This window comes from Faecalibacillus intestinalis (assembly GCF_003024685.1).
Taxonomy (GTDB): Bacteria; Bacillota_I; Bacilli_A; order Erysipelotrichales; family Coprobacillaceae; genus Faecalibacillus; species Faecalibacillus intestinalis.
In genome coordinates, this window is the sequence record NZ_PYLQ01000012.1 from 42,192 (window position 1) to 68,053 (window position 25,862).

27 protein-coding genes and 1 pseudogene are annotated in these 25,862 nt (G+C 30.3%); 25 read left to right on the plus strand and 3 right to left on the minus strand.

The features are described 5' to 3' along the window. From C7U54_RS09090 to C7U54_RS09100, 3 genes are read left to right on the plus strand one after another with little or no spacing between them, the layout of a single operon-like run. Positions 1–828 carry a Cof-type HAD-IIB family hydrolase gene (locus C7U54_RS09090; protein WP_107030079.1) on the plus strand — a complete coding sequence of 276 codons (828 nt, stop codon included), beginning with the start codon at positions 1–3 and terminating at the stop codon, positions 826–828. Further along, positions 821–1,480: a uracil-DNA glycosylase gene (locus C7U54_RS09095; RefSeq protein ID WP_107030080.1), complete on the plus strand. Its 660-nt coding sequence runs from the start codon at positions 821–823 to the stop codon at positions 1,478–1,480. The genes C7U54_RS09090 and C7U54_RS09095 overlap by 8 nt, the downstream gene beginning before the upstream one ends. Then, complete coding sequence (locus C7U54_RS09100) at positions 1,473–2,621, plus strand: bifunctional folylpolyglutamate synthase/dihydrofolate synthase (protein ID WP_107030081.1); 1,149 nt, start codon at positions 1,473–1,475, stop codon at positions 2,619–2,621. Before C7U54_RS09095 ends, C7U54_RS09100 begins: the two co-directional genes overlap by 8 nt. A gap of 4 nt (positions 2,622–2,625) precedes the next feature. Here C7U54_RS09100 and C7U54_RS09105 read toward each other — a convergent pair whose 3' ends face one another. Next, positions 2,626–2,961 carry a spore coat protein GerQ gene (locus C7U54_RS09105; RefSeq protein ID WP_022002639.1) on the minus strand — a complete coding sequence of 112 codons (336 nt, stop codon included), beginning with the start codon at positions 2,959–2,961 and terminating at the stop codon, positions 2,626–2,628. Between the two features lie 9 nt (positions 2,962–2,970). After that, positions 2,971–3,390 carry a cell wall hydrolase gene (locus C7U54_RS09110; RefSeq protein WP_107030082.1) on the minus strand — a complete coding sequence of 140 codons (420 nt, stop codon included), beginning with the start codon at positions 3,388–3,390 and terminating at the stop codon, positions 2,971–2,973. 189 nt (positions 3,391–3,579) lie between these two features. Here C7U54_RS09110 and C7U54_RS09115 point away from each other — a divergent pair, with 189 nt between their 5' ends. The 17 genes and pseudogenes from C7U54_RS09115 (at position 3,580) to C7U54_RS09195 (ending at position 20,086) form a co-directional block, all read left to right on the plus strand. Beyond that, positions 3,580–4,707 (plus strand): glucose-1-phosphate adenylyltransferase, encoded by a 1,128-nt coding sequence (locus C7U54_RS09115; RefSeq protein ID WP_022002637.1) that lies wholly within the window; start codon positions 3,580–3,582, stop codon positions 4,705–4,707. A 15-nt stretch (positions 4,708–4,722) separates the two neighbouring features. Continuing rightward, positions 4,723–5,835, plus strand: a complete 1,113-nt coding sequence (gene glgD / locus C7U54_RS09120) for a glucose-1-phosphate adenylyltransferase subunit GlgD (protein ID WP_022002636.1) — start codon at positions 4,723–4,725, stop codon at positions 5,833–5,835. Next, positions 5,835–7,262, plus strand: a complete 1,428-nt coding sequence (gene glgA / locus C7U54_RS09125) for a glycogen synthase GlgA (protein ID WP_022002635.1) — start codon at positions 5,835–5,837, stop codon at positions 7,260–7,262. Before glgD ends, glgA begins: the two co-directional genes overlap by 1 nt. A 69-nt stretch (positions 7,263–7,331) precedes the next feature. After that, positions 7,332–8,027, plus strand: coding sequence for a type IV pilin protein (locus tag C7U54_RS15225; RefSeq protein ID WP_227408333.1), 696 nt, complete (start codon positions 7,332–7,334; stop codon positions 8,025–8,027). Between the two features lie 116 nt (positions 8,028–8,143). Then, positions 8,144–8,665, plus strand: coding sequence for a hypothetical protein (locus C7U54_RS09135; protein ID WP_107030083.1), 522 nt, complete (start codon positions 8,144–8,146; stop codon positions 8,663–8,665). A gap of 253 nt (positions 8,666–8,918) precedes the next feature. After that, positions 8,919–10,256 carry a cysteine--tRNA ligase gene (cysS, locus tag C7U54_RS09140; RefSeq protein ID WP_107030084.1) on the plus strand — a complete coding sequence of 446 codons (1,338 nt, stop codon included), beginning with the start codon at positions 8,919–8,921 and terminating at the stop codon, positions 10,254–10,256. Then, complete coding sequence (locus tag C7U54_RS09145) at positions 10,256–10,648, plus strand: Mini-ribonuclease 3 (protein ID WP_022002631.1); 393 nt, start codon at positions 10,256–10,258, stop codon at positions 10,646–10,648. The genes cysS and C7U54_RS09145 overlap by 1 nt, the downstream gene beginning before the upstream one ends. Positions 10,649–10,668: 20 nt before the next feature. Further along, positions 10,669–11,391, plus strand: coding sequence for a 23S rRNA (guanosine(2251)-2'-O)-methyltransferase RlmB (gene rlmB, locus C7U54_RS09150; protein WP_022002630.1), 723 nt, complete (start codon positions 10,669–10,671; stop codon positions 11,389–11,391). Positions 11,392–11,411: 20 nt separating this feature from the next. Then, positions 11,412–11,999, plus strand: a complete 588-nt coding sequence (locus C7U54_RS09155; protein ID WP_022002629.1) for a LuxR C-terminal-related transcriptional regulator — start codon at positions 11,412–11,414, stop codon at positions 11,997–11,999. Between the two features lie 58 nt (positions 12,000–12,057). Next, positions 12,058–12,207, plus strand: a complete 150-nt coding sequence (rpmG, locus tag C7U54_RS09160) for a 50S ribosomal protein L33 (protein ID WP_022002628.1) — start codon at positions 12,058–12,060, stop codon at positions 12,205–12,207. 12 nt (positions 12,208–12,219) lie between these two features. After that, positions 12,220–12,459 (plus strand): preprotein translocase subunit SecE, encoded by a 240-nt coding sequence (gene secE / locus C7U54_RS09165; protein ID WP_107030085.1) that lies wholly within the window; start codon positions 12,220–12,222, stop codon positions 12,457–12,459. A gap of 2 nt (positions 12,460–12,461) precedes the next feature. After that, positions 12,462–13,016 (plus strand): transcription termination/antitermination protein NusG, encoded by a 555-nt coding sequence (gene nusG / locus C7U54_RS09170; protein WP_107030086.1) that lies wholly within the window; start codon positions 12,462–12,464, stop codon positions 13,014–13,016. A gap of 42 nt (positions 13,017–13,058) precedes the next feature. Then, on the plus strand, positions 13,059–13,850 hold the full coding sequence (locus C7U54_RS09175) for an HAD family hydrolase (protein WP_107030087.1): 792 nt from the start codon (positions 13,059–13,061) through the stop codon (positions 13,848–13,850). Between the two features lie 44 nt (positions 13,851–13,894). Further along, positions 13,895–14,287 (plus strand): annotated as a pseudogene (locus C7U54_RS09180) (RNA-guided endonuclease TnpB family protein); the annotation flags it as partial. Positions 14,288–14,606: 319 nt separating this feature from the next. Continuing rightward, the gene (locus tag C7U54_RS09185; protein WP_022001238.1) at positions 14,607–15,302 is read left to right on the plus strand and encodes a glycerophosphodiester phosphodiesterase family protein; all 696 of its coding nucleotides are present in this window, start codon (positions 14,607–14,609) and stop codon (positions 15,300–15,302) included. A 118-nt stretch (positions 15,303–15,420) separates the two neighbouring features. Continuing rightward, on the plus strand, positions 15,421–18,066 hold the full coding sequence (gene adhE, locus C7U54_RS09190; RefSeq protein WP_107030088.1) for a bifunctional acetaldehyde-CoA/alcohol dehydrogenase: 2,646 nt from the start codon (positions 15,421–15,423) through the stop codon (positions 18,064–18,066). A gap of 415 nt (positions 18,067–18,481) precedes the next feature. After that, positions 18,482–20,086 (plus strand): CTP synthase, encoded by a 1,605-nt coding sequence (locus C7U54_RS09195; protein ID WP_107030089.1) that lies wholly within the window; start codon positions 18,482–18,484, stop codon positions 20,084–20,086. Between the two features lie 68 nt (positions 20,087–20,154). Here C7U54_RS09195 and C7U54_RS09200 read toward each other — a convergent pair whose 3' ends face one another. Further along, positions 20,155–21,825: a glutamine--tRNA ligase/YqeY domain fusion protein gene (locus tag C7U54_RS09200; RefSeq protein ID WP_022001241.1), complete on the minus strand. Its 1,671-nt coding sequence runs from the start codon at positions 21,823–21,825 to the stop codon at positions 20,155–20,157. 118 nt (positions 21,826–21,943) lie between these two features. Here C7U54_RS09200 and ispF point away from each other — a divergent pair, with 118 nt between their 5' ends. The 5 genes from ispF (at position 21,944) to C7U54_RS09225 (ending at position 25,847) form a co-directional block, all read left to right on the plus strand. Then, positions 21,944–22,426, plus strand: a complete 483-nt coding sequence (gene ispF, locus C7U54_RS09205; protein ID WP_107030090.1) for a 2-C-methyl-D-erythritol 2,4-cyclodiphosphate synthase — start codon at positions 21,944–21,946, stop codon at positions 22,424–22,426. Positions 22,427–22,428: 2 nt separating this feature from the next. Next, the gene (gltX, locus tag C7U54_RS09210) at positions 22,429–23,853 is read left to right on the plus strand and encodes a glutamate--tRNA ligase (RefSeq protein WP_107030091.1); all 1,425 of its coding nucleotides are present in this window, start codon (positions 22,429–22,431) and stop codon (positions 23,851–23,853) included. 157 nt (positions 23,854–24,010) lie between these two features. Continuing rightward, complete coding sequence (locus tag C7U54_RS09215; RefSeq protein ID WP_107030092.1) at positions 24,011–24,814, plus strand: immunoglobulin-like domain-containing protein; 804 nt, start codon at positions 24,011–24,013, stop codon at positions 24,812–24,814. After that, positions 24,811–25,395 carry a rhomboid family intramembrane serine protease gene (locus C7U54_RS09220; protein ID WP_107030093.1) on the plus strand — a complete coding sequence of 195 codons (585 nt, stop codon included), beginning with the start codon at positions 24,811–24,813 and terminating at the stop codon, positions 25,393–25,395. Before C7U54_RS09215 ends, C7U54_RS09220 begins: the two co-directional genes overlap by 4 nt. Beyond that, positions 25,383–25,847 (plus strand): DUF188 domain-containing protein, encoded by a 465-nt coding sequence (locus tag C7U54_RS09225; protein WP_107030094.1) that lies wholly within the window; start codon positions 25,383–25,385, stop codon positions 25,845–25,847. Before C7U54_RS09220 ends, C7U54_RS09225 begins: the two co-directional genes overlap by 13 nt. Positions 25,848–25,862: the final 15 nt, after the last annotated feature.

Sequence of the window (25,862 nt, forward strand, 5' to 3'; positions counted from 1 at the left end):
ATGTATCGATTAATGTTTTCAGATTTAGATGAAACTTTATTAGTAAATCATCATGTACCAAAGGTAAATCAAGAAGCTATTTTAAAAGCTAGAAAAGAAGGTTTAAAGTTTGTTCCTTGTACAGGAAGAGCTTTTAATATGATTCCAGATATTTTAAAAGAAATAGGCACATATGATCAAGCAGGAGAGTATTCTTTATGTTTTAATGGAGGATTGATTGTTGAAAATAAAAATAATAAGGTTCTTCATTTCAAAGGATTAGAGTTTGAAAAAGCAAAAGAAATATTTGACAATGCAAGAGATTTAGATGTTTGTGTTTTAGTATTTACTTTAGATTGTTGTTATATTTTTCATGCTGATGAAGATGAAATTCAAAGAAAGATTGCTCAAAAAGCTAAATTTGAAGTGATTGATGATTTTGATATTTCTTTTTTAAAGAATGAAAAAATAGCTAAGATTTTATATGAAAAAAGAGATATGGATTATTTAAAAGTACTAGCTTTAAAATTACCTCAAAGTATTCAAGATACATGTAGTATAGCTTTTTCTAGTGGACGTTATTTAGAGATGAATACTAAGGGTGTTGATAAAGGATATGGAATGCGTTGGTTAGTCGATTATTTAGGCTATGATATGGATGAAACGATTGGTATTGGGGATAATTATAATGATGTAGAAATGATTAAAACTGCGAAATTAGGATGTGCTGTTGCTTGTGCGAGAGATGATATTAAAGAATTGGCACAGTATGTAACAAAGAAGGATTATGATGAAGGGGCAGTAAGTGAAGTTATTGAAAAGTTTGTATTAGGAGAAGATCATGAATAGATTTAAAACAATAGTAGAAATTGAATCTCAAAAAGAATATTATCAAAAGTTACATCAAATCATTGAAAAAGAATATGAAACTAAAACAATTTATCCACCAAAACAACAAATCTTTAGAGCACTTAATTTATGTGATTTTGATGATATTAAAGTTGTTATTTTAGGACAAGATCCTTATCATGAACCTCATCAAGCAAATGGACTTGCTTTTTCAGTAACTAAAGATGTCCGTATTCCTCCTAGTCTTGTTAATATTTATAAAGAAATACATGATGATTTAGGATTACCTATCCCTCATCATGGAGATTTAACTTATTGGGCTAAACAAGGTGTTCTATTACTTAATAATGTTTTAACTGTTGAAAGAGGTAAAGCTAATTCACATAAAGGATTAGGATGGGAAACTTTTACTTTAAATGTTGTCCGTTATTTAAATGAAAGAGAAAAGCCGCTGGTTTTTATTCTTTGGGGAAAGAATGCTATTGAAAAGAAAAAATATATTGATTCTAGACATTTAGTTCTTACAAGTGTACATCCTTCACCACTTTCAGCTTATAGAGGATTTTTTGGATCAAAACCATTTTCTAAAACAAATGCTTTTTTAATAAAAAATGGTATGACACCAATTGATTGGAGTAATCCAGATGTTTAAAACAGTAGATGAAGCCATTCATTTTATAGAATCTCAAAGAGCTAAACGCTCTTTTGAAGATTTTCAAAAGATAATAGAAAGATATCAAATACCTATTGATTTAAAAAATGTAATTCATGTAGCAGGAACAAATGGTAAAGGTTCAACTGTTACATTTATAAAAGATTTATTAATGAAACAAGGATATCATGTAGGTACTTTTACTTCACCTTATATTATTAAACATCATGAAAGAATTTCAGTTGATGGAAAACCTATATCAGATGATGATTTATTAAGATTCATTAATCAATTACTGCCTTTAATACAACAAGAACATCTTTCAATGTTTGAAATAGATACGTTGATTATGTTGTATTATTTTAATGAATTAGATTTAGATTATCATATTATTGAATGTGGTATAGGAGGACTTCATGATAAAACAAATGTGATTAAAAGTAATGTTGCAGTGATAACAAATATTGGTTATGATCATCAATTTATGTTAGGTGATACTTTGTTAGAAATAGCCAGTCATAAAGTAGGTATTGTTAAAGAAAATGTTCCTTTATTTACAACTGAACAAAATAAAGAAATATTAAGTTATTTTAAAGATTATTGTACAAAACATCAAAGTACTTTTTATCCTTTACAAGTAGAAAAACAATATCAGTATCCTTATCATCTACATTTTCATCAAAAAGAATATGTATTACATTTACCAACATATCAAGTAAGTAATTTAACGCTTGCTTTAAATGTTGTTGATTATCTTTGTGATTTAAATGGTGAAGATATTCAAGCGGTGATCGATGATTTTAAATGGCCTTGTCGTTTTGAACAATTTGGACATCTTTATTTAGATGGTGCTCATAATATCAGTGGAATAGAGGCATTAATTCAAACAATCAAAGAAAGAAAATTGGAAGATGTTGGAATTGTTTTTAGTGCTTTGATGGATAAAGATTGTCAAAAGATGTTAGATATGTTGAAAGAATTTGATGTTGTGATTGCTGATTTTGATGATGAAAGAAGTCAAGGGGGACATATTCCCTATCAAAAAGCTATTGAAATAATGAAGGCTAAACATCAAAATATTGTTGTAACAGGATCATTACATTTTGTATCAACAGTACGAAAATATGTAATAAGTGCGTAAGCACTTATTTTACTTTATATTGATAATCTAAAGGCTCATCAAATTCTGCCCATAATAAATAAACAAGTAATAACATTACTGTTTTACCAGTATCAGTTACGATAATAAAATGATCTCTACCAGCTTGTTGCAATGTTCCTGTATAAATCTTATCATTCCATGTTTTAGAACCGGTATAACTAAAATAGAATGTTCCTTTTTTACCAACGTTAACACGTAAGATATTTTCAACATATGTTTGTTCTACAGGTTGAGTAGGGGGAACAGTTTGTTGCCTGGTAAGATTTTCATTATCATCTTCTTTTACTAAGTAAGGGTTTAAATCATCAAAATAATCCATAGAGACCTCCTATAAGTCACAATTATCTTTTAACCCTGGGTTATAAAAACAATGTTTTTTATATTTTCCAGATAGTCTTCCATAAAACGTTTCTGGACAATCAACATTTGTGCCAGGATTTTTAAACCATAAGGCGTTCGTGGCGGGTTCATTTCGATAGCCATTAATACATCTTAAGGCAATGTCTTTTTCATTTTGACTCACAGGTTCATTAAATAGCGGTTGTCCTACTCCAGCAAATTGATTTGTCTGATAGACAACTTCACTAATAGTTCTGACATTTCTAAAAATGTCACAATTTGCGACAACACGATTGACAACGACATTTCCTACAAGGAGCATGCCTTCTTCGCCCTCTCCTAAAGCTTCAGATTTTATCAATCTCGCCAATAATTCGACTTCTTTTTCGGTATATGAAATTCGAGCCATGTTTTCACCTCAAAATAATTTATGATTATCCTTTAAATTTATGTCAAAAAAGGAGTACAATAATATTACCCTAAGTATTTGATCTATTATTGCTTAAAAACTTAAATAATTCCGTGAATTATAAAGTGAAATATGATAAGATAAAGATGTAGATTAAAGCGCTTACATTTTGTATAGGAGGAGTTAAAAATGGGAAAAGAAATTGTCGCTATGATTTTAGCTGGAGGGCGTGGAACACGTTTAAAAGAACTTACAGCAAAAGTCGCAAAACCGGCAGTTCACTTTGGGGGGAAATATCGTATCATCGACTTTCCACTAAGTAACTGCGCAAATTCAGGTATTGATATCGTAGGTGTACTTACACAATATGAATCAGTTTTACTTGGAACTTATGTTGGAGCTGGAACTAAATGGGGATTAGATGGAGCTAATTCTTTGGCTGCTATTTTACCAGCACGTGAAAGAGACGAAGTAGGAGCCACTTGGTATGCAGGTACTGCAGATGCCATTTATCAAAACTTAGATTTCTTAGATCGTTATGATCCAGAATATGTTTTGATTTTATCAGGAGATCATATTTATAAAATGGAATACGATCAAATGTTAGCAGCTCATAAACAACGTGGTGCAGATGCTACAATTGCAGTATTAAATGTATCACTTAAAGAAGCGAGTCGTTTTGGTATTATGAATGCTCATGAAGATGGAACTATTTATGAATTCGAAGAAAAACCAGAACATCCAAAATCAACTCTTGCATCTATGGGTATTTATATCTTTACTTATAAACAATTACGTAAATATCTAGTAGCTGATGCAAAAGATAAAGATAGTAAACATGACTTTGGTATGAATATCATTCCAGCAATGTTAAATGATAATAAAAAGCTTTATGCTTGGGAATTTGATGGATATTGGAAAGATGTTGGTACTGTAGATAGTTTATGGGAAGCTAACATGGATTTACTTAAAGATAAAGATTTAGATTTATATAATATCAAAAAAGATTGGAAAATCTATACTGAAGACACTTTAGGAAAACCTCAAATTATCGGTGAAAAAGCAGAAGTTAAAAACTCTCTTGTTACTCAAGGATGTATGGTTAACGGAACTGTTGAAGGATCTGTTTTATTCAATAATGTCAATGTTGGAGAAGGCGCAAAAGTTGTTGACTCTGTATTGATGCCTGGTGTTCTTGTAGAAGAAGGGGCAGAAATCTATAAAGCCATTATTGATGAAAATGTAGTTGTTAAAGCTGGAACTGTCATTAATTCAGAAGCTAAAGAAGTTGAATTAGTGAGCGATAATAGTAGATAAGAGGGGGAAGTAAAGATGGCAAAAGTTATTGGTTTAGTAAACTTACATTCAGATATAGAATTTACGGGATTAACAGAAAGAAGACCAGTGGCCTCTGTAAGCTTCCTTGGTCGTTATGGAATTATTGACTTTGTTTTATCAAATATGTCAAATTCTAAAATAGATGCAATTGGGGTTATGATTCAAAAGAAACCACGTTCTTTATTTAAACATTTAGGAAATGGTAATTCTTGGAACTTTAACCAAAAAGCTGGTGGTGTTTCATTACTTTATAATGAAAAATATGCTAACGATCCTAAATACAATCATGATATTAACAACTTAGTTGAAAATATTCATTTCTTAGAAACAAGTAATGCAGATTATGTTGTGATTGCACCTGCTCATATCGTTACCACAATGGATTATAATGATGTGATTACAGCTCATGAAAAATCAGGAGCAACAATCACAATGACTTATCGTAAAGCAAAAGATGCAGATGTTGCTTGGGTTGGTTGTGATGTTTTAGAAATAGATAAAGATGGTTTATTAACTGGTAAAACAATTAATAAAGGTACAAGAAAAAGACAAAATATTTCATTAGAAACTTATGTAATCAATAGAAAAGAATTATTAGAAATCATGAAAAAAGCACATAAGATTTCTGCTTTCTATGATTTAAAAGATATTCTAGGATATTTATGTGATGAAAAACAAATTCATACTTATGAATATAAAGGATATGCTAGATGCTTAGATTCTACAGAAGCATACTTCAAATATTCATTGGAAATGTTAGATATTGATATTTCATCACGTGTATTTAAATCAAATTGGCCAATTTATACAAATACAAACGACACACCTCCAACAAAATATTTAGCAAACGCTAATGTAAAAAAATCATTCGTAGCTAATGGCGCAGTAATTGATGGAACTGTTGAAAATAGTATTCTTGGACGTGAAGTTACAATTGGGAAAGGTGCAGTTATTAAAAACTGTGTTATCTTCTCTGGATCTAAGATTGCTTCTGGAGCAGTATTAGAAAACGTAATTATTGATAAACGTGCAAAAGTTGAAAAGAAATTAGAATTAAAAGGAACAGAAACAAGTCCACTTTATATTAAAGAAGGAGACCGTGTTTAATGAGAGTTATGTATGTTGCCAGTGAAGCGACTCCTTTTATCAAATCGGGTGGTTTAGCTGACGTTATTGGTTCATTACCAAAAGAAACAGCAAAAAAAGATGTTGAAAGTATTGTTGTTATTCCTAAATATCAAGATATGAAATTTGTAGATCAAATTGAATATGTAACAAATTTTGATATCTATATGGGATGGAGAAAACGCTATTGTGGTATATTTAAAGCTGAAGTAGATGGTGTAACTTTCTATTTCATTGATAATGAACAATATTTTGGTAGACCAGGATTATATGGTTATGATGATGATTATGAAAGATTTGCATTCTTTGATTTTGCGGTTCTAGAATTAATTAGTCATTTAAATATTAAACCTGATGTTTTACAATTAAATGATTGGCAAACAGCAATGATTGCAATGCTTTATAAAGAAAGATATTGTTATTATGATTATTATCAAAATATTAAAATTGTATTCACAATTCATAATATTTTGTTCCAAGGAAAAGCTGATCCAAAATTATTGGAAGAATATTTTGCGTTAGATAGTTATTTATATTATAACGGGAACTGTCGTAATGATGGATGTTTAAATATGATGAAGGCGGCAATTTTCTACAGTGATGTTATTACGACAGTGTCTCCGACTTACGCTAAAGAAATTTTAACTGATCAATATGGTGAAGGATTACAATCTATTCTTGAAATGAGAAAACATGATTTATATGGTATTTTAAATGGTGTTGATTATGATGTTATCAATCCAAGTAAAGATCAAACAATCGTTAAAAAATATTCAGCTCGTTCAGTTAAAAATGGTAAGTTGGAAAATAAATTAGCATTACAAAGACAAGTTGGATTACCAGAAGATCCAGAAGTTGCTTTAATCGGTATCGTAACAAGATTAACTGAACAAAAAGGATTAGATTTGATTATTAATCAATTTGAAGCAATGTGTCAAAGAAAAGTTCAAATCGTTATCTTGGGTTCAGGAGATCGTATGTATGAAGATGCTTTAAAAGGTGCAGCATGGGCGCATCAAGATAAAGTATCATTCCAATGTAAATATGATTTTGTATTATCAAATCGTATCTATGCAGGATGTGATATGTTCTTAATGCCATCATTATTTGAACCTTGTGGTTTGTCACAAATGATGTCATTAAAATATGGAACAATTCCTATTGTTAGAGAAACAGGTGGTTTAGCTGACAGTGTTCAACCATATAATGAATTTGAACAAACTGGTACAGGATTCAGTTTTTCTAACTATAATGCACATGAGATGATGGATACAATTGATTATGCATTGCATACTTTCTATGATTATCCAGATGCATGGGATGCAATAGTGCAACGTGCAATGGCTGAAAAATTAGATTGGGATGCAAGTGCAGAACAATACATTCGTTTATTTGCGTCATTACTTTAAAAATAGAGGAGTATCACTTGGTGGTACTTCTTTTATTATCTTGAAAAGTATTGATAATAAGGGTATTATATGAAATATAAGGGAGTTGTTGACGTGAATAAAAAAGGAAACAAAAAGGGGTTTACATTAGTAGAAATTATTGTTGTACTTGTTATACTTGCTATACTTGCAGCTATTGCAGTTCCATCAGTATTAGGATATGTTGAACAAGCAAAAGAATCTGAACAATTATATAAAGTAAGAGATGCATTGATTGCATCACAAACAACTTTGATTAGAACTTATGGGACTGATGGTGAATTTGGTGATGATAATGGCTCTAAAAATGGAAATAAAAAATTAACTAAAGAACAGGCTGCTGATTTAAAATCAAAAGCAGGATTGGAAAAAAATCCATATATATTGATTTTTGGAGCGGGGCATACTTCTTATAAAGGAAGTGCAGATGAAGAAAAAATGTATCATGTTTACTGTGTTATCTATCAAGAAACAAAAGATAGTAAGCCATGGTTTTATGATGGTAAAATATGGTCTCATAAATATTTATGGTCTAAAAGCGGAGAAGCAAATGCTAAAGAAGAAGTGGGGCGTGCAATGTATACAAAGGCTGAAAATGGCATTAACTATAATCGTATGAAAGGTGTAAAGGATTCTACCAAACAAGATGTTAAAGTACAATTGTATTGTGCTTATATTAAAGGTGAATCTAATGCTTCTGATAATGTTCCTGGTTTTTGGAATGATATAAGAAATAAAAGCAATTAATGTCAGTTTAAACTGGCATTTTTTTTTAGAACAAAATGAAGAACAAAATGGTCTTTTCCATAGAGTTGTCAAAATCAATAAAGTCGTGTAGAATAATAAGAAGACGAGGTGATGATATGAAAAGCATAATAAAATTAATGGTGGTTTTTGTTTGTGTTGTTTCATTAGTTGCTTGTGGAAGAAAAGATACAACTGTTTCAGCAAATAAAGATGGTGTTTTATATGAGGCAGGTGTAGGGGTTTCTTTTTATTATCCTTCTGATTTTAAATTAAGTGAGGGTAATCCAAATGATGGAGTTACACGTTTTACTAAAGAAAATCAAATATTATTTTATAAAGTAGAAGAAAATGAATATGATAATGATACTGATCAATTATCTGAACTTTATAAAGGTGAATTAGAGGCTTCAGGAGTTTCATCATTAAAAGTTAAAATGCCAGCTTTAGAAAGTGGACTTAAATGTTATGAATATAAGGGAAGTTATGTAAAAACTGGATTGAAGTTTATTCATTTAGTATATTTTGATGATAAGAATACGTATGTTTATGGTTATGAAGCAAATCGAAAAGATTTTAGAAAGAATTTAAAGAAAATGATTGTTTATTTAGAGTCTTTTACGAAGTCTTCTGGATTGTAAAATAAATATTTTGTGATAGAATAAGGTCAATAAAAAAATTATAGGTAAGAGAAGTATATTGATGATATTTTATAGAGAGGGCATGCTGGTGGAAATTGTCTAAATGATTGAATAGAAATGCACTTACTTGAGTCTTTTGAAAAGAAAGAACGTTGATTGCGTTAAGGTCATGATAAGCATCGTCTATCTGGTGGAAGAACACGGCAGTGTCTAGATAGTGTATGCTTTTTTTATTAGAGGAGAGAGGAACATTATGAAATTATTTAATACACTTACAAATAAAAAAGAAGAATTTAAACCTTTAAAAGAAGGTGAAGTAAGTATTTATGTATGTGGACCTACAGTTTATAACTATGTTCATATTGGAAATACAAGACCAATGATTGTTTTTGATGTTTTAAGAAGAACATTTGAATATTTAGGGAATAAAGTGACTTTTGTTTCAAACTTTACTGATGTAGATGATAAAATTATTAAAGCAGCTAAACAAGAAGGTATTACTGAAAAAGAATTAACTGATAAATATATTAAGGCTTATGAAGATGTTAGAAGAGGATTAAACTTAGAATTTCCTACTTATGCACCTAGAGTTACAGAAACAATGGATCAAATTATTTCTTTTATTCAAAAATTAGTAGATAAAGGTTATGCATATGTAGTTGATGGAGATGTTTATTTTAGAGTTTCTAAAGTAAAGGAATATGGCGAATTATCGGGTATTAAAATTGAAGACCTTGTAGCAGGTGCAAGTGAACGTGTTGAAGATAAAGGTGTTAAAGAAGAAACAACGGATTTCGCTTTATGGAAGAAAACAGATGAAGGTATTCAATTTGATAGTCCATGGTCAAAAGGGAGACCAGGATGGCATACAGAATGTGTTGTTATGATCAATGATATTTTTGAAAATGGGCGTATTGATATCCATGGTGGAGGTCAAGATTTAAAATTTCCACATCATGAAAATGAAATTGCTCAATCAAGAGCTTTAAATGGACATCCTATTGCAGATACATGGATGCATAATCAAATGATCAATATTAATAATGAAAAGATGTCTAAATCTTTAGGTAATGTTGTTTGGGCTAAAGATTTAATTGTAGAACTTGGATGCAATGTTTATAAATGGTTTATGTTATCAAGCCATTATAGAAATCCTTTAAATATGACAAATGAGATTATTGAAGGTGTAAAAAAAGAAGTAGCTAAAGTAGAAAACGTTTTAAAACAAACATCTCTTTATGTACAAGTAAATCATCTTGATGGTGATGACTTTAATAAAGACACTGTTGATCATATGGTAGATGCTTTAGCGGATGATTTAAATACTTCTTTATCTTTAACTGAAATTTTAAATCAAGTTAAAGTATTAAATCAAGCAATGCGTGTTAAAGAAAAAGACAATACTTTAATTTTAAAAGAATATAATACTTTACTTAAGATGACAGATGTCATTGGATTTGTTTTTAAACCAAAACAATTAGATGAAGATGAATTAGAATTATATTCAAAATGGTTAGACGCTAAAGCTGTTAAAGATTTTGAAAAAGCTGATCAATATCGTGCAGAATTAATTCAAAAGGGGATTATTTAATGAATCCAGATTTTATCAATCCATTAGTTCTTGCTTATTTAGGAGATAGTGTTTTAGAACTTTTAGTTAGAGATTATTTAGTAAAAGAAAGTGAACTAAAAAAAGTAAATGAGTTGTGCCAAGAAGCAACTCATTTTGTTAGTAGTTTGTCCCATGAAAAATTTATTTTACATTTATTAGAAATTGATTTTTTAACTGAAAAAGAAGTTGGTATTTTTAAAAGAGGGAGAAATACAAAAACTTCTAAAAGAGATACTAAAGAACATCGTTATTCAACAGGATTTGAATGTTTAATAGGACATTTATATTTAAATGAATGTAAAGATAGAATTTATGAGATATTTGATGAATTCAAAAGATATGTAAATGAGACAAATTTGAGACAAATTTGAGACGAAAAATGGAGAAAAATATGAAACAATATATATATGGAAAGAACCCTATCATGGAGGCGTTAAAGGGTGCAAGTGTTTATAAGATTTATATGTTAAATGGGCATAAGGATCCTAAAATTTTTGATATTTGTAAAAGAAATCAAATTCCATTAGAATTTGTTGATAAGAAAGAATTTGATAAGAAGGTAGGAAAGGTTGTTCATCAAGGAGTGATGGCCTATATTGAAAATTATCGCTATTATACAATTGATGAAATTTTAAAAGATATTCCTGAAAATAAACAACCTCTATTACTTATGTTAGATGGTTTGGAAGATCCTCATAATCTAGGTGCTATTTTGAGAACATGTGATGCTGTTGGTGTTGATGGTGTTATTATTGGAAAAAATAGAAGTGTTGGATTGAATGGAACGGTTGCGAAAGTTTCAACAGGAGCTATTCATCATGTAAAAGTAGCACAGGTAACAAATTTGACAAGAACATTAGAAGATTTAAAAAAGAAGGCATTTTGGGTCGTTGGTTGTGAATTAGAAAATAGTCAAGATTATAGAAGTGTTGATTACAATATGCCTACAGTATTAGTTATTGGTTCAGAGGGATTTGGAATGTCAAGATTGGTAAAGAAAAGTTGTGATATTAATGTTGTTTTACCAATGGTAGGACATGTGAATTCATTAAATGCATCAGTAGCTGCATCTGTTCTTTTATATCAAGTCTATAACTCACGTCATCCTTTATAGTAAGAAAGGAGAGACAAACTATGATAGCGTATAATGAACAAGAATTATTGTATTTATATCATTTAGGTTCTTCAATAGCGTATAAATTGTTGTTAGATGAGTATAAAAATAAAATTGAAATTTTTGTGAAACGTTATTGTAGAGAAACAGCATTAACTTCTGCAGAAGATTATAGTCAAGAGGCGTTACTTGTTTTGATTGGAATTTTTGATCGCTATCGCTATGATAAGAATGCTTCTATAAATACATATTTTTCATATGCGATTAATGATGTATTAAAATTACAAAAAAGGATACTTAATAGAGGTAATAAAATTTCTACGATTTCTTTAGATCAAGAAATCTATGGAAGTAATATGCGTATTGAAAATATTATTGCAGATCAAAAGAGTTATAATAGACCGGAATATCAATTACGGTTAAATGAAAACAAAAGTTATTATTTAAATAAAATAGAAAAAGCAAGCTCTTCACTTGAAAGAAAAATATTTGATTGTTTTATGAAAGGATATAAGAGTAAAGAAATTGCTGAATTGTTGAATATTGATATTCGTTGTGTCTATAATGCGAAATATCGCTTACAAAAAAAGATGGACAAATCTAAATAAGATTGACTATAGCTAGCTTTTATGCTAAATTATAGTGGCATAGAAATGAGTTGATAAGATGAAAGAAAAAATCATTTTAGTGTGTAGTGAATGTTTATCGAGAAACTACACAATGACTAAAAATAAACGATTAAATGTAAAAAGATTAGAATTAAATAAATATTGTAAACGTTGTGGAAAGCATACGTTACATAAAGAAACAAAATAAGGAGGCTATGTCGTGTTTGGTAAAAAGGCGGAAACAGAAGTCGTTGAAGAAGTAGAACGTGAATTAAAATTTAAAGAGTGGTTCAATTTAAAAGGAATCAGAGCTGAAATTAAAAATGTTCATTGGTTAACAAAAAAAGAATTATTTAATAATTCTTTAACTGTATTAGTGTTTACTTTTGTAATGGGGTTATTCTTCTTTGGTGGAGATGCCGTTATTGCATTTATATTGAAAGCATTGGGGATGGATTAATTATGGCAGGAATGAATGATGAAGGAAGACAATGGTATGTTGTTTGTACATACAATGGTCATGAAAATAAAGTAAAAGAAAACTTAGAAAAACGTATTGAATCAATGGGATTACAAGATTGCTTATATAATATTATTATTCCAGAACATGTAGAAACAGTTATTAAAGATGGTAAAAAAATCAACAAAGTAACAAATATGTTTCCTGGATATGTTCTTGTAGAAATGGTTATGACAGATGAAGCTTGGTATGTTGTACGTAATACTTCAGGGGTTTCAGGATTCATTGGTTCTTCTGGTGGAGGAGCAAAACCTTTCCCGCTTCAAAAACATGAATTAGATCCAATCTTAAAGAATATGGGTATTAGTACTTCAGCAATCGAAATTGACTATGCTGTTGGAGATGAAGTAAATGTTATTTCAGGTCCATTTACTGGTAAAAGTGGAACTGTTGAATCGATTGATTTTGAAAAAGAAACGGCTAAAGTACTTATTGATTTTTTAGGTAATCAAACACCTATGGAAATTGATTTAGTAGCATTAGAAAAAACATTCTAGACAAATGTATTCACATTTGTCTTTTATATTATGGAGGTAAAGATGTCTAAATTATTTTTCTTTGATATAGATGGTACATTGATAGATTGTAATAAAGGGCTTTATGGTATATCAACAGTAAATAGAAATTCCTTTGATCAGTTAAAACAAAAAGGTCATGATGTATTTCTAGCTACAGGTAGATGCAAATGTTTTATTACAGAAGGTGTTATGGATTATCCTTTTAGTGGATATGTCACTTGTAATGGGGGCTATGTAGAATATAAAGGAGATGCTATTTATAAAGCTGTTGTTCCAGCAAAAGCAATAGAAGAAACAATTAAATTATCTAAAGAACATCATTTTAGTTTCTATTTTGAAAGTAGCGATTATATTTATGTCTTAGACAAAAATGACCCACAACATAAAGAATTTGCTAGAGTATGGGGAATGAAAGATGAAACAATTATTGATGATTTTGATCCACAAGAAATTGAAACATATATTGGAATGATCGTTGTCAATTCAAAAGAAGATATTCCTCTTTTAGTTGAAACATTATCTCCATATTTTGATATTCAAAGACATCAAACAGGATGTTCGTTTGATTTAACATTAAAAGGTGTTTCTAAAGCTGTAGGAATCCAAAAATTAGTAGAAGCACTTCATAAAGATATCAAAGATACGATTGCTTTTGGAGATGGACGCAATGATTTAGAAATGTTAGAAACTGTTGGAACAGGTGTTGCAATGGATAATGCGGTTCCTGAAGCAAAATTTGTGGCTGATGAAATATGTCCAGATGTCAATGATGATGGAATTACAACATGGTTGAAGGAACGTGACTTTATTTAAAGTGAACTTTTTTGTTATAATGACAAAGGTGATTATATGAAAGAAAAAAATTAACGATGAAAGATATAGATCATAAGCTAAGTCGTGAAATCGTAAATACAGCAAAAACTCATGACGTATCAGTAATCAAATTAGAGCGACTTCAAAACATACGCTCTACGACAAGAACAAGTCGAAAAAACAATCATAGCCTGCATACATGGTCGTTCTATAGACTAGCTACATTTATAGAATACAAAGCAAAACTGGCAGGCATAAAAGTTGAGTATGTAGATCCAGCATATACAAGTCAGATCTGTCCGATATGTGGAAGTGTTCATCATGCAAATGATAGAAATTATACGTGCAGATGTGGATTTCATACACATAGGGATCTATTGGGAGCCATAAATATATGCAACTCAACTGAGTATATTGGTAACAGATATACTGCCTAGAGAACTATAGGTTCTGCTCTAGGAAGGGTAATGGCATACCCCTAACTTGCACTGCGACCTATCAGAAATGAACTGGTCAGCCAACAATGTTAACAGGTAGCAAGAATCCCCTGTCTTTAGACATGGGGAGTGTCAAAACAAGAATATTTAGTGAATGTAGTATGTTAGAATGTAATAAAGATCTTGAACTTTATTATTTAGATTCTTTTAAAATAGTACATGAAAAGTAGACTCTTTATAAAAGTCTGCTTTTTAAATTACATTTTTTTGGTGTATTCTTAACAATAAAAAGAGTAAAATAGGCTTTGGAGGTGAGACTATGTTGTTGTTAGGACATAGAGGTTATAGTGATCAATATTCTGAAAATACAATGTTAGCTTTTTCAAAAGCTATTGAAAGTGGATTTGATGGTATTGAAACAGATGTGCATAAAACAAAAGATGGTGTTCTTGTTTTATGTCATGATGAAAAAATCAATCGAACAAGTGATGGAAAAGGTTATATTAAAGATATGACTTATGAAGAGCTTTGTGCATATAATTTTGGAACAAAAGAAAATCCTCAAAGAATTCCTTTGTTGAAAGAATTATTGGAATTATGTAAAGGAAAAAATGTAAAGATCAACTTAGAAATTAAAACAAATAAAATTCAATATCCAGGAATAGAACTAGAAAGCTATCAAATGATCAAAGAAATGGGGATGCTAGATCAAGTTTTATTTTCAAGTTTTTATGTTGATTCTCTTTATAAATTAAGAGCAATTGATTCATCTTTATATTTAGGTTATCTTTTTGAAGATGATTATGAAAAAAATAAACAATTATGTTTAACACAAAAATTTCATGTACATGCACGTGAAGATTTTCTAGATGAAGATGAAATTGCACTCTTTTTAAAAGCTGGATTAGACATCAATACATGGGGTGTAAAGAACCGTTTTAGATATGCTTATTTTAAGGAAAAAGGTGTCAATATTGTTATTGCAAATAAAAATTTTAAGAAATTAAAAATGTAATCGCTTACGTTATTTTTTTTCACATCAAACGAGCGATAATGCTTGTTTTTTGTATGTTTTTCATGTAAGATGGTTGTGTACAAATGAAAAATTTCACAATAGTTATGGAGGAAATAAAATGGCAGAAAAAAAACCTGTACAACAAGCTGTCCCAACTGAAGCAGAAACTGATGCTCATGTTGATGACCTTGTAAACAAAGCTTTAAAAGCTTTAGAAGAATTTGAAGATTTTACACAAGAACAAGTAGACTACATCGTCGCTAAATGTTCTGTAGCTGGACTAGACCATCATGGTATTTTAGCTGAAGCTGCAGTTAACGAAACAGGACGTGGAGTATTTGAAGATAAAGCTGTTAAAAACTTATTTGCATGTGAATATGTTACTAACAATTTACGTCATTTAAAAACAGTAGGGATCATCAATGAAGATCCATTAACTGGTATTACTGAAATTGCTGAACCAGTAGGTGTTGTTTGTGGTATCGTTCCAACAACTAACCCAACTTCAACAGTAATTTTCAAATCATTAATCGCTTTAAAAACAAGAAACCCAATCATTTTCTCGTTCCACCCAAGCGCTCATGAAAGTTCAAAACAAGCTGCTATCGTAATTAGAGATGCTGCTATTGCTGCTGGTGCACCAGAAAACTGTATCCAATGGTTATCAATTAAATCTATGTATGCTACTAATGCATTAATGAATCACCCAGGTGTTGCAACTATCTTAGCAACTGGTGGTAACGCAATGGTTAAAGCTGCATATTCATGTGGAAAACCTGCTTTAGGTGTAGGTGCTGGTAACGTACCTGCATATGTTGAAAAAACATGTGTATTACCAAGAGCTGTAAATGATATCGTATTATCAAAATCTTTCGACAATGGTATGATTTGTGCTTCTGAACAAGCAGCAGTCGTTGACCAAGAAATCTACAGTGATTTCATGAAAGAAATTAAAAGATTCCATGTTTACTTTGTAAATAAAGAAGAAAAAGCTAAACTTGAAAAATTCATGTTTGGTGCAGAAGCTTATTCAGACAATGTTGCTCAAGCTAAATTAAATCCAAATGTTGTAGGTAAACCTGCTGAATGGATTGCTGAACAAGCTGGATTCAAAGTGCCTGCTGAAACACAAATTATCTGTGCTGAATGTAAAGAAGTAGGACCAAATGAACCATTAACTAGAGAAAAATTATCTCCAGTATTAGCTATCTTAAAAGCTAAAAGCACTGATGATGGTATCGCTAAAGCAGCTGCAATGGTTGAATTTAACGGTTTAGGTCACTCTGCTGCAATTCATACAGAAGATCATGAAATTTCTAAAAAATTCGGACATGCATGTAAAGCAATCCGTATCATTGAAAACGCTCCATCAACATTCGGTGGTATTGGATCAGTATATAATGCATTCATTCCATCATTAACATTAGGTTGTGGTTCTTACGGACATAACTCAGTATCTAACAACGTAAGTGCTGTTAACTTAATCAATATTAAGAGAATAGGGAGACGTAATAACAATATGCAATGGGTTAAACTTCCTCCAAAAGTATACTTTGAAAAGAATTCAATTAGATACTTAAGAGATATGAAACATATGGAAAAAGCCATGATCGTTACTGATAGAAGTATGGTAAATCTTGGTTATGTTGAAAAAATCGAAGACGTTATTAGAAGAAGACGTAATCATGTAGATATCGAATTATTCTTTGATGTTGAACCAGATCCAAGTATTGATACTGTAAGAGAAGGGGTAGAATTAATGAGAAAATTCGAACCTGATTGTATCATTGCTTTAGGTGGGGGATCATCAATGGATGCTGCTAAAGTTATGTGGTTAATGTATGAAAACCCAGAAGTTAACTTTGATGATATCAAACAAAAATTCATGGATATCAGAAAACGTGCTTTCAAATTCCCTGAATTAGGTAAAAAAGCAAAAATGATTTGTATCCCAACTACATCAGGAACTGGATCAGAAGTTACTCCTTTCGCAGTTATCACTGATAAGAAAGAAAACAAAAAATATCCATTAACTGACTATGCTTTAACACCAACTATCGCTATCGTTGACCCTGAATTCGTAATGTCATTACCAGGAGCAATCGCTGCTGATACAGGTATCGACGTATTAACTCATGCGGTTGAAGCTTATGTTTCAATTTTAGCATCTGACTTTACTGATGGATGGGCTAAACAAGCTGTTAAATTAGTATTTGAATACTTAGAAGAATCAGTTAAGAAAGGTACTCCAATTGCTAGAGAAAAAATGCATAATGCTGCAACTATCGCAGGTATGGCATTCGCAAATGCGTTCTTAGGAATGAACCACTCATTAGCTCATAAAATTGGTGGAGAATGGCATATTCCTCATGGTAGAACTAATGGTATCTTATTACCACACGTAATTAGATATAACGGAACTATTCCAACTAAATTAAATATCTGGCCAAAAATTGAAAACTATAAAGCTGATGTTAAATTCATGGAATTAGCTCAATTAATTGGATTGAATCCTAAAACTCCAGCTGAAGGTGTTGAAATGTTCGCTGATGCTTGTGAAGAATTATGTCACAAAGTAGGTGTTGCATCTAACGTAGAATCTCAAGGTATCTCAAGAGAAGCTTGGGAAGAATCAGTTCATAGAATTGCTATGAATGCTTACGAAGATCAATGTACACCAGCTAACCCTAGAATGCCTATGGTTAAAGATATGGAAGATATCTTACGTAAAATTTACGATTACAAAAATAAATTTGATAAATAATAGTTAAGGTAGGCATGTCCTACCTTTTCTTTTTTATATTTTTTGTAACGGAATTTATTCACATTTTATTATGAACAACGAAAAGAAGAATTTGAACTATATGCACAATTAGCAAATTATGAAACGCAGTTTTATGAGTAAGAATTTCTCTTAAGAGAAAGTTCATAATGAATTCATATAGAATTGTTATATTAATCATGTCAGATGAAGACAATATAATAAACAAGTATAAGTGACCCCTCTCCCAAAAATTCACTTATACGCAAAGGAGGAACGCGTGTTCCTTTTTTTGTGCAAAAATAATTAATTTATTATTGCAATAAATATTTAATATTGTTAGAATAAGAAAGGGCAATACAGTGTCTTCCATAGGAAGGCACTTTTTATTTTTATAGATACTAGAGGAGGATAGAAAATGGCTAAATACATATTTGTAACAGGTGGAGTTGTGTCTGGTCTTGGTAAAGGGTTAACAGCTGCATCTTTAGGAAGAATTTTAAAACAAAGAGGACAAAAAGTCTTCATGCAAAAATTAGATCCATATATTAACGTTGATCCAGGAACAATGTCACCTTATCAACATGGGGAAGTATTTGTTACTGCAGATGGGGCAGAAACAGACTTAGACTTAGGACATTATGAAAGATTCATTGATGAACAATTAAATAAAAACTCATCAATTACAACAGGTAGAATTTATAGTAACGTTATTTCAAAAGAAAGACGTGGAGATTATTTAGGAGCTACTGTACAAGTTGTTCCTCATATTACAAATGAAATTAAAGAAAGAATTTATGCAGCGGCACGTAGTTCTAAAGCAGATATCGTCATTACTGAAATTGGTGGAACAACAGGAGATATCGAAAGTTTACCTTTCATTGAAGCTATCCGCCAAGTAAGATTAGATTTAGGATATGAAAATACTGTTTATATTCATACAACTTTACTTCCATACATTGGAGCAAGTCATGAAGTAAAAACAAAACCAACACAACATAGTGTTAAAGAATTAAGAGGTTTAGGTATTCAACCAGACTTTATTGTTTGTCGTAGTGAACATCATATTGAAAAAGAATTAAAAGATAAAATTTCATTATTCTGTAATGTACCAACACAAAATGTTATTTCTAACTACGATGTAGAAAATTTATATGAATTACCACGTATGTTATTAGATCAAAAAATGGATGATTTAGTATTACAACATTTACAAATCAATGCACCAGCAGCACATATGGAAGAATGGGATGCATTAGTTAATCGTGTTAAAAACTTAAATCAAGAATTAAATATTGCTTTAGTTGGAAAATATGTTCAATTACCTGATGCTTATTTATCAGTTAATGAAGCTTTAAGACATGCAGGATATTATGTAAATAGTGTTGTTAATATTGATTTTATTAATTCAGAAGAATTAAATAAAGAAAATGTAGCAGAAAGATTAAAAGATGCTGATGGAATTATCGTTCCAGGTGGATTTGGTGATCGTGGTATTGCTGGTATGATTGATGCTATTGAATATGCACGTACTAATAAAGTTCCACTTTTAGGTATTTGTTTAGGTATGCAATTAATTACCATTGAATATGCTAGAAATGTTTGTGGTATTAAAGATGCTAATTCATTAGAATTTGATGAATTATGTAAAAATCCAGTTATTAACTTAATGTCAGATCAATCTTTAGAAGATATGGGTGGTACACAAAGATTAGGTGATTATGAATGTCAATTAAATCCAGGTACACATGCAGCGCGTCTTTATGGAAAAGAATTAATTAAAGAAAGACATCGTCATAGATATGAATTTAATAATAATTATAAAGACGTTTTAGTTGAAAATGGTTTAAAAGTTGCAGGATTTAATCCAGAAAGAAATCTTGTGGAAATTGTTGAAATTGAAGATCATCCTTACTATGTAGGATGTCAATTCCATCCGGAATTTACTTCAAGACCAAACCGTGCACAACCTTTATTCCAAGGTTTGATTTCAGCAGCACATGATCGTAAATATAATAAATAAAAAAGCAATATCGAAAGATATTGTTTTCTTATACAAAAAAGGAGATTGTCGAGGCAATCTCCAAATTTTTATTTCTTAGGTAATTTAAATGAGCTCTTTAATGAAACGACTCTATTAAATACAAAATGATCATCTGTAGAATCTTTGGTATCAATACAGAAATATCCATTTCTTACAAATTGGAATGAATCACCAGGTTTATATTTTTCAATAGCTGGTTCAACATAACAATCTTCAATAACAGTTAATGAATTAGGATTTAAATTTAAAGATCCATCTTCATTATAAACACCTTTTTCTTCATCAACTAAGTTTTCATATAAACGTGCTGTTACTTTCTTACAATGATGAACAGGAACCCAATGAATTGTACCTTTTACTTTTCTACCAGTAAATCCTGTACCGTTTTTAGTAATAGGATCATAAGTACAATGAACAACAGTTACTTTTCCATTTTCATCTTTTTCAAAATCAACACATTTAACGAAATAAGCATTCATTAAACGAACTTCATTTCCTGGGAACAATCTAAAATATTTTTTAGGTGGTTCTTCCATAAAGTCATCACGATCAATCCATAATTCTCTTTCAAATGGTACTTTTTCATAACCTAAATCAGGATTTTCCATGTTGACCATCGCATCTAAATATTCAACTTGTCCTTCGGGATAGTTATCAATTACTAATTTAATAGGATCTAAAACAGCCATCACACGAGGTGCTTTAGGTTTTAAATCATTACGAATACAATATTCTAACATCGCATAATCATTTGATGAGTTACTTTTTGTAACACCGACTAATTCCATAAAAGATTTAATTGATTCAGGTGTAAATCCTCTACGTCTTAAAGCAGCGATTGTGACTAGTCGAGGATCATCCCAACCATCAACAATACCTTCATCTACTAAACGTTTAATATAACGTTTTCCTGTAATAACGTTTGTTAGATAAAGTTTTGCAAATTCAATTTGTTTTGGTGGATGTTCATAACCAATTTCTTGAACGACCCAATCATATAAAGGACGATGATCTTCAAATTCAAGAGTACAAATTGAATGAGTAATTCCTTCAATGGCATCTTCAATTGGATGCGCAAAGTCATACATTGGATAAATACACCATTTATCTCCTGTATTATGGTGTGTCATTCTGGCAACACGATAAATAATAGGATCACGCATATTGATATTTGATGAAGCCATATCAATTTTAGCTCTTAATACTTTTGATCCATCTTCAAATTCACCATTTTTCATTCTTTCGAATAAATCTAAGTTTTCTTCGATTGAACGATTACGATATGGAGAATCTTTACCAGGTTCTGTTAAAGTACCACGGTATTCTCTAATTTGTTCAGGACTTAAATCACAAACATAAGCTTTTCCTTTTTTGATTAAAAGAACAGCAGCTTCATACATTTGATCAAAATAGTTTGAAGCAAATTTGATATCACCATCATATTTAGCACCTAACCATTCTACATCTGAAACAATACTTTCGACGAATTCTGTTTTTTCTTTCATTGGATTTGTATCATCGAAACGTAAATTGAATGTTCCATTATATTTTTTAGCTAATCCATAATTTAATAAGATTGATTTAGCATGACCAATGTGTAAATAACCATTTGGTTCAGGAGGAAAACGTGTTGCAATTTTTGTATATTTTCCTTCCGCTAAATCTTGATCTATAATTTTTTCAATAAAATTTTTACTTACTACTTCTTCTTTATCCATAGGAAGTCCTCCCATAATTTTTATATGTCTTAGTTTACCATATTTTCCTTGATTATAAAACATCCTATACTTCATAAATTAGAAAATATGTGCTAGAATGTTTGCGGAAGGTGATAACATGTTTAGAATAGGACAATCGATTGATATTCATCAATTAGTAGAAGGAAGAGATTTATATATTGGTGGTGTAAAAATTGATCATGATAAAGGTTTATTAGGACATAGCGATGCAGATGTTTTATTACATGCCATTATTGAAAGTATTATTGGGGCATTAGGTCTTGGTGATATTGGAAAACATTTTCCAGATACGGATCCTCAATATAAAGGAATTTCTTCAATGGTTTTATTGGAACATTGTTATCAACTGATGGATAAAGAAGGTTATGAAATCAATAACCTTGATAGTATTATTATGTGTGAAGCACCTAAGATGGCTCCACATATTCAAAAAATGAGAGAAAATGTTGCAAGTAAATTACATTGTGACATCAGCCAAATTAACATTAAAGCAACACGTGGAGAAAAACTTGGTTTTGTCGGCAGACAAGAAGGAATGGTAGCTCAAGCGGTTGTATTATTAAGGAAAAAAGGAGTATAGAAATGGCAAAAGTAAGAACAAGATTTGCACCTAGTCCAACTGGATATATGCATATCGGTAACTTAAGAACAGCATTATATGAATATTTAATTGCTAAACATGATCATGGAGATTTTATTTTAAGAATTGAAGATACTGATCAAGAAAGAGAAGTTGAAGGTGCTGTTGATATGATCTATAAAGTTATGGATCAAACAGGATTAGGTTATGACGAAGGACCTAATAAACCAGGAGAAGTTGGACCTTATGTTCAATCTGAAAGATTAGCTATTTATAAAGAATATGCTGATAAATTAGTTGAATTAGGGGGAGCACATTATTGTTTCTGTGATGAAGAAACAATCAATAAAGCAAAAGAAGAATCTGATAATGAAGAATTAGGATATATTGATCCTTGTAAACATCTTTCTTTAGAAGAAGCAAAACAAAGAATCGCTAATGGTGAAAAATATGTTGTTAGACAAACAATTCCAAGTACTGGAATTACTTCTTTTGAAGATGAAGTTTATGGACATATTGAAGTAGAAAATGCTGGACTTGCTGAAGGGGTTTTATTAAAGAGTGATGGTTATCCAACTTATAACTTTGCGAATATCGTAGATGATCATTTAATGAACATCACACATGTTGTAAGAGGAAATGAATATTTATCTTCAACACCTAAATATAATTTAATTTATCAAGCATTTGGATGGGATGTACCATCATATATTCATTGTCCACCTGTTATGAAAGATGAAAAACATAAATTATCAAAACGTAATGGGGATGCATCTTATCAAGATTTAATTAATAAAGGTTTCTTAAATGAAGCAATCTTAAATTATATTGCTTTACTTGGATGGTCACCTGAAGGTGAACAAGAAATCTTCTCATTAGATGAATTAATTGAAGCGTTTGATGTTAAACGTATTTCTAAATCTGGGGCTATTTTTGATATGAATAAATTAAAATGGATCAATAGCCAATATATTAAAAAATTAGATACAAAACAATTAACAGAATTATGTTTACCATTCTTAAAAGAAGCTTATGATTTAAGCAATAAAAGTGAAGCATGGATTGAAAAATTAGTAGAAGTGCATAGAGATCATATTTCTTGTGGTGAAGAAATCGTTGAACAAGTTAAATTATTCTTTGAAGATGAGATTCATTTAGAAGAAGAAGCTATTGAATTTATGAAAGATGAAGCTATTCCAAATACTTTAGCTGTATTTAAATCTAAAGTCGCAGAATTAGCTGAAGAAGATTTTAAACAAGATCAAATTTTTGCTTGTATTAAAGCGACACAAAAAGAAGCAAAAGCAAGAGGAAAAATGTTATACATGCCTTTACGTATTGCGACAACTGGTATTATGCATGGCCCTGATTTAGCAGCTTCTATGGAATTATTAGGTAAAGAAAAAGTATTAAAAAGATTAGGATAGGAAATTATTCTTATCCTTTTTTTATGTTTTTTTTACATAGAGTTTGATTTATGTTGCTTTTTTTGAAATGAAGGCATAATATATTGTCAAAAGTACGGTACTTTTCACAAAAAAGACATAATGAGATGGTATAATAGGTTAGAAAGAGGTGATAACAATGAAGAAGAAAATAATTGGTATTGTTTTAACATTCTTTGTTGTTGTAAGTACTCTTCTTACGATTTTTGCTTTTAGAATAACACCCGTTACTTTAAAAAGAGATACTTTTGTTTATGAATATGGAACACCAATTTCTAATAATCCGGCAGATTATGTCAATGCTAATGCAAATGTTATTAATGAGGTACAATTAAATTTTTCTAATTTAAAAAATGAGATAGGTGTTTATAAAGTATCGGCTTCTTATGCGGGAGTAGAATTTCCATTTTACATTAAAATTCAAGATACAACAAAACCAGTTGTAACTTTAAAACAAGTTGTTTTTAATGTGAATTTAAATGAAGAAATTAGTGCTTTGAATTTGATCGATAAAGTAGATGATCAATCAGAAGTTATTGCTTATTTTTTAGAGGATGATGGAACAAAAAATACAACTCTTAAATTCACAAAAAAAGGTTCTTATATAGTTAATATTCTTGTAGAAGATGTAGTGGGGAATCAAGCGGCTAAATTAAGAGCTAAGATTGTTGTGGGAAGCTTAGGAAATCATCCAACGCTTGAAGGTATTGATGATGTTGAAATTGTTCAAGGAACACATTTTGATATTATGGAAGGTGTTAAAGCTAGTGATGGTAATGGAAATGATATTACACATCAAATTAAGATTTTGAAAAATACAGTCAATACTGAAGAAGTAGGAACCTATGAAGTTATTTACTCAATTACAAATAGTCAGGGTAATAATATTCAAAGAACAAGAAAAGTAGAAGTGATTAAAAATGAAAGTGAGAAGAAAAAATGAGTGTAACTTTAGCGATGATTGTGATATCCGTAGCCATTTATGTCATTATTAATTTTATAGATCATTCAGATGAAAAATCAGTGTTAGCTATTAAATATGGAGCTTTTTATCCTCCTAAAATAGAATATAAACAAGAGTATTGGCGCTTTTTAACAGCTAATTTTGTTCATGTTGATTTAGTTCATATTTTTATGAATTGTTATGCACTTTATTATTTGGGTGGAACTTTCTTTGAACCTTTTTTGGGAAGTTTAGAATATTTGTATCTAGTATTAATTTCTGGAATTTTTTCTTATCTTATTACTTATATGACATCTAAAAAAGAGGGACGTTATCAAAATACGATTACTTTAGGTGCAAGCGGTATTTTTTATGGGTTTTTGGGAGCTATTGTGACTTTAGGTGTTGTTTTTCAAGGACCATTTTTAATGGTTTTAAAACAATTTATTCCTGTCATTGCTATTAATGTTGTTTTTACGTTGGCAGATAAAAATATTTCTAAAACAGGGCATTTAGGTGGCTTTGTTGGTGGTGTTATTGCTATGCTAGTGCTTATTGGAAGTGGCTTATGCGTTTATTAATTGATGGAGATGCTTGTCCTGATCGTCAAAAAGTTATTGAACTTGCTTTGCATTATGGAGTAGAAGTTTTATTGTTTATTGATTTTGCACATGTTATTGAAGATGAAAGAATTCAAATAATTATGTGTGAAGTAGGAAAAGATAGTGTTGATCAAATGATTCTTTCTTATTTACAAGAAGGTGATCTAATGATTAGTCAAGATTATGGACTTGCAAGTTTAGCTTTGCTTAAAAATGTAACGATACTTCATGTATCGGGGAAAAGAATTACAGAAGATAATATTAATAATTTGTTGACTTCTCGTTATTTAGGACATCTTTCTAGAAAACAACATAAGCATGTAAAAGGACCTAAAAAAAGGAATTATAGGACATCACAATTCTTTTTAAGAGAATTAGAAAAGATATTTATTGAAAATAAAATAAACGAAGAAAAAGCAATACTAGAATAAACATCTAGCATTGCT

Excerpts from the sequence above, each read along its gene's own strand:
- C7U54_RS09090 (WP_107030079.1), top strand. The coding sequence starts at position 1 with ATGTATCGATTAATGTTTTCAGATTTAGATGAAACTTTATTAGTAAAT.
- C7U54_RS09095 (WP_107030080.1), top strand. The coding sequence starts at position 821 with ATGAATAGATTTAAAACAATAGTAGAAATTGAATCTCAAAAAGAATAT.
- C7U54_RS09100 (WP_107030081.1), top strand. The coding sequence starts at position 1,473 with ATGTTTAAAACAGTAGATGAAGCCATTCATTTTATAGAATCTCAAAGA.
- C7U54_RS09105 (WP_022002639.1), bottom strand. The coding sequence starts at position 2,961 with ATGGATTATTTTGATGATTTAAACCCTTACTTAGTAAAAGAAGATGAT.
- C7U54_RS09110 (WP_107030082.1), bottom strand. The coding sequence starts at position 3,390 with ATGGCTCGAATTTCATATACCGAAAAAGAAGTCGAATTATTGGCGAGA.
- C7U54_RS09115 (WP_022002637.1), top strand. The coding sequence starts at position 3,580 with ATGGGAAAAGAAATTGTCGCTATGATTTTAGCTGGAGGGCGTGGAACA.
- glgD (WP_022002636.1), top strand. The coding sequence starts at position 4,723 with ATGGCAAAAGTTATTGGTTTAGTAAACTTACATTCAGATATAGAATTT.
- glgA (WP_022002635.1), top strand. The coding sequence starts at position 5,835 with ATGAGAGTTATGTATGTTGCCAGTGAAGCGACTCCTTTTATCAAATCG.
- C7U54_RS15225 (WP_227408333.1), top strand. The coding sequence starts at position 7,332 with ATGAAATATAAGGGAGTTGTTGACGTGAATAAAAAAGGAAACAAAAAG.
- C7U54_RS09135 (WP_107030083.1), top strand. The coding sequence starts at position 8,144 with ATGAAAAGCATAATAAAATTAATGGTGGTTTTTGTTTGTGTTGTTTCA.
- cysS (WP_107030084.1), top strand. The coding sequence starts at position 8,919 with ATGAAATTATTTAATACACTTACAAATAAAAAAGAAGAATTTAAACCT.
- C7U54_RS09145 (WP_022002631.1), top strand. The coding sequence starts at position 10,256 with ATGAATCCAGATTTTATCAATCCATTAGTTCTTGCTTATTTAGGAGAT.
- rlmB (WP_022002630.1), top strand. The coding sequence starts at position 10,669 with ATGAAACAATATATATATGGAAAGAACCCTATCATGGAGGCGTTAAAG.
- C7U54_RS09155 (WP_022002629.1), top strand. The coding sequence starts at position 11,412 with ATGATAGCGTATAATGAACAAGAATTATTGTATTTATATCATTTAGGT.
- rpmG (WP_022002628.1), top strand. The coding sequence starts at position 12,058 with ATGAAAGAAAAAATCATTTTAGTGTGTAGTGAATGTTTATCGAGAAAC.
- nusG (WP_107030086.1), top strand. The coding sequence starts at position 12,462 with ATGGCAGGAATGAATGATGAAGGAAGACAATGGTATGTTGTTTGTACA.
- C7U54_RS09175 (WP_107030087.1), top strand. The coding sequence starts at position 13,059 with ATGTCTAAATTATTTTTCTTTGATATAGATGGTACATTGATAGATTGT.
- C7U54_RS09185 (WP_022001238.1), top strand. The coding sequence starts at position 14,607 with ATGTTGTTGTTAGGACATAGAGGTTATAGTGATCAATATTCTGAAAAT.
- adhE (WP_107030088.1), top strand. The coding sequence starts at position 15,421 with ATGGCAGAAAAAAAACCTGTACAACAAGCTGTCCCAACTGAAGCAGAA.
- C7U54_RS09195 (WP_107030089.1), top strand. The coding sequence starts at position 18,482 with ATGGCTAAATACATATTTGTAACAGGTGGAGTTGTGTCTGGTCTTGGT.
- C7U54_RS09200 (WP_022001241.1), bottom strand. The coding sequence starts at position 21,825 with ATGGATAAAGAAGAAGTAGTAAGTAAAAATTTTATTGAAAAAATTATA.
- ispF (WP_107030090.1), top strand. The coding sequence starts at position 21,944 with ATGTTTAGAATAGGACAATCGATTGATATTCATCAATTAGTAGAAGGA.
- gltX (WP_107030091.1), top strand. The coding sequence starts at position 22,429 with ATGGCAAAAGTAAGAACAAGATTTGCACCTAGTCCAACTGGATATATG.
- C7U54_RS09215 (WP_107030092.1), top strand. The coding sequence starts at position 24,011 with ATGAAGAAGAAAATAATTGGTATTGTTTTAACATTCTTTGTTGTTGTA.
- C7U54_RS09220 (WP_107030093.1), top strand. The coding sequence starts at position 24,811 with ATGAGTGTAACTTTAGCGATGATTGTGATATCCGTAGCCATTTATGTC.
- C7U54_RS09225 (WP_107030094.1), top strand. The coding sequence starts at position 25,383 with ATGCGTTTATTAATTGATGGAGATGCTTGTCCTGATCGTCAAAAAGTT.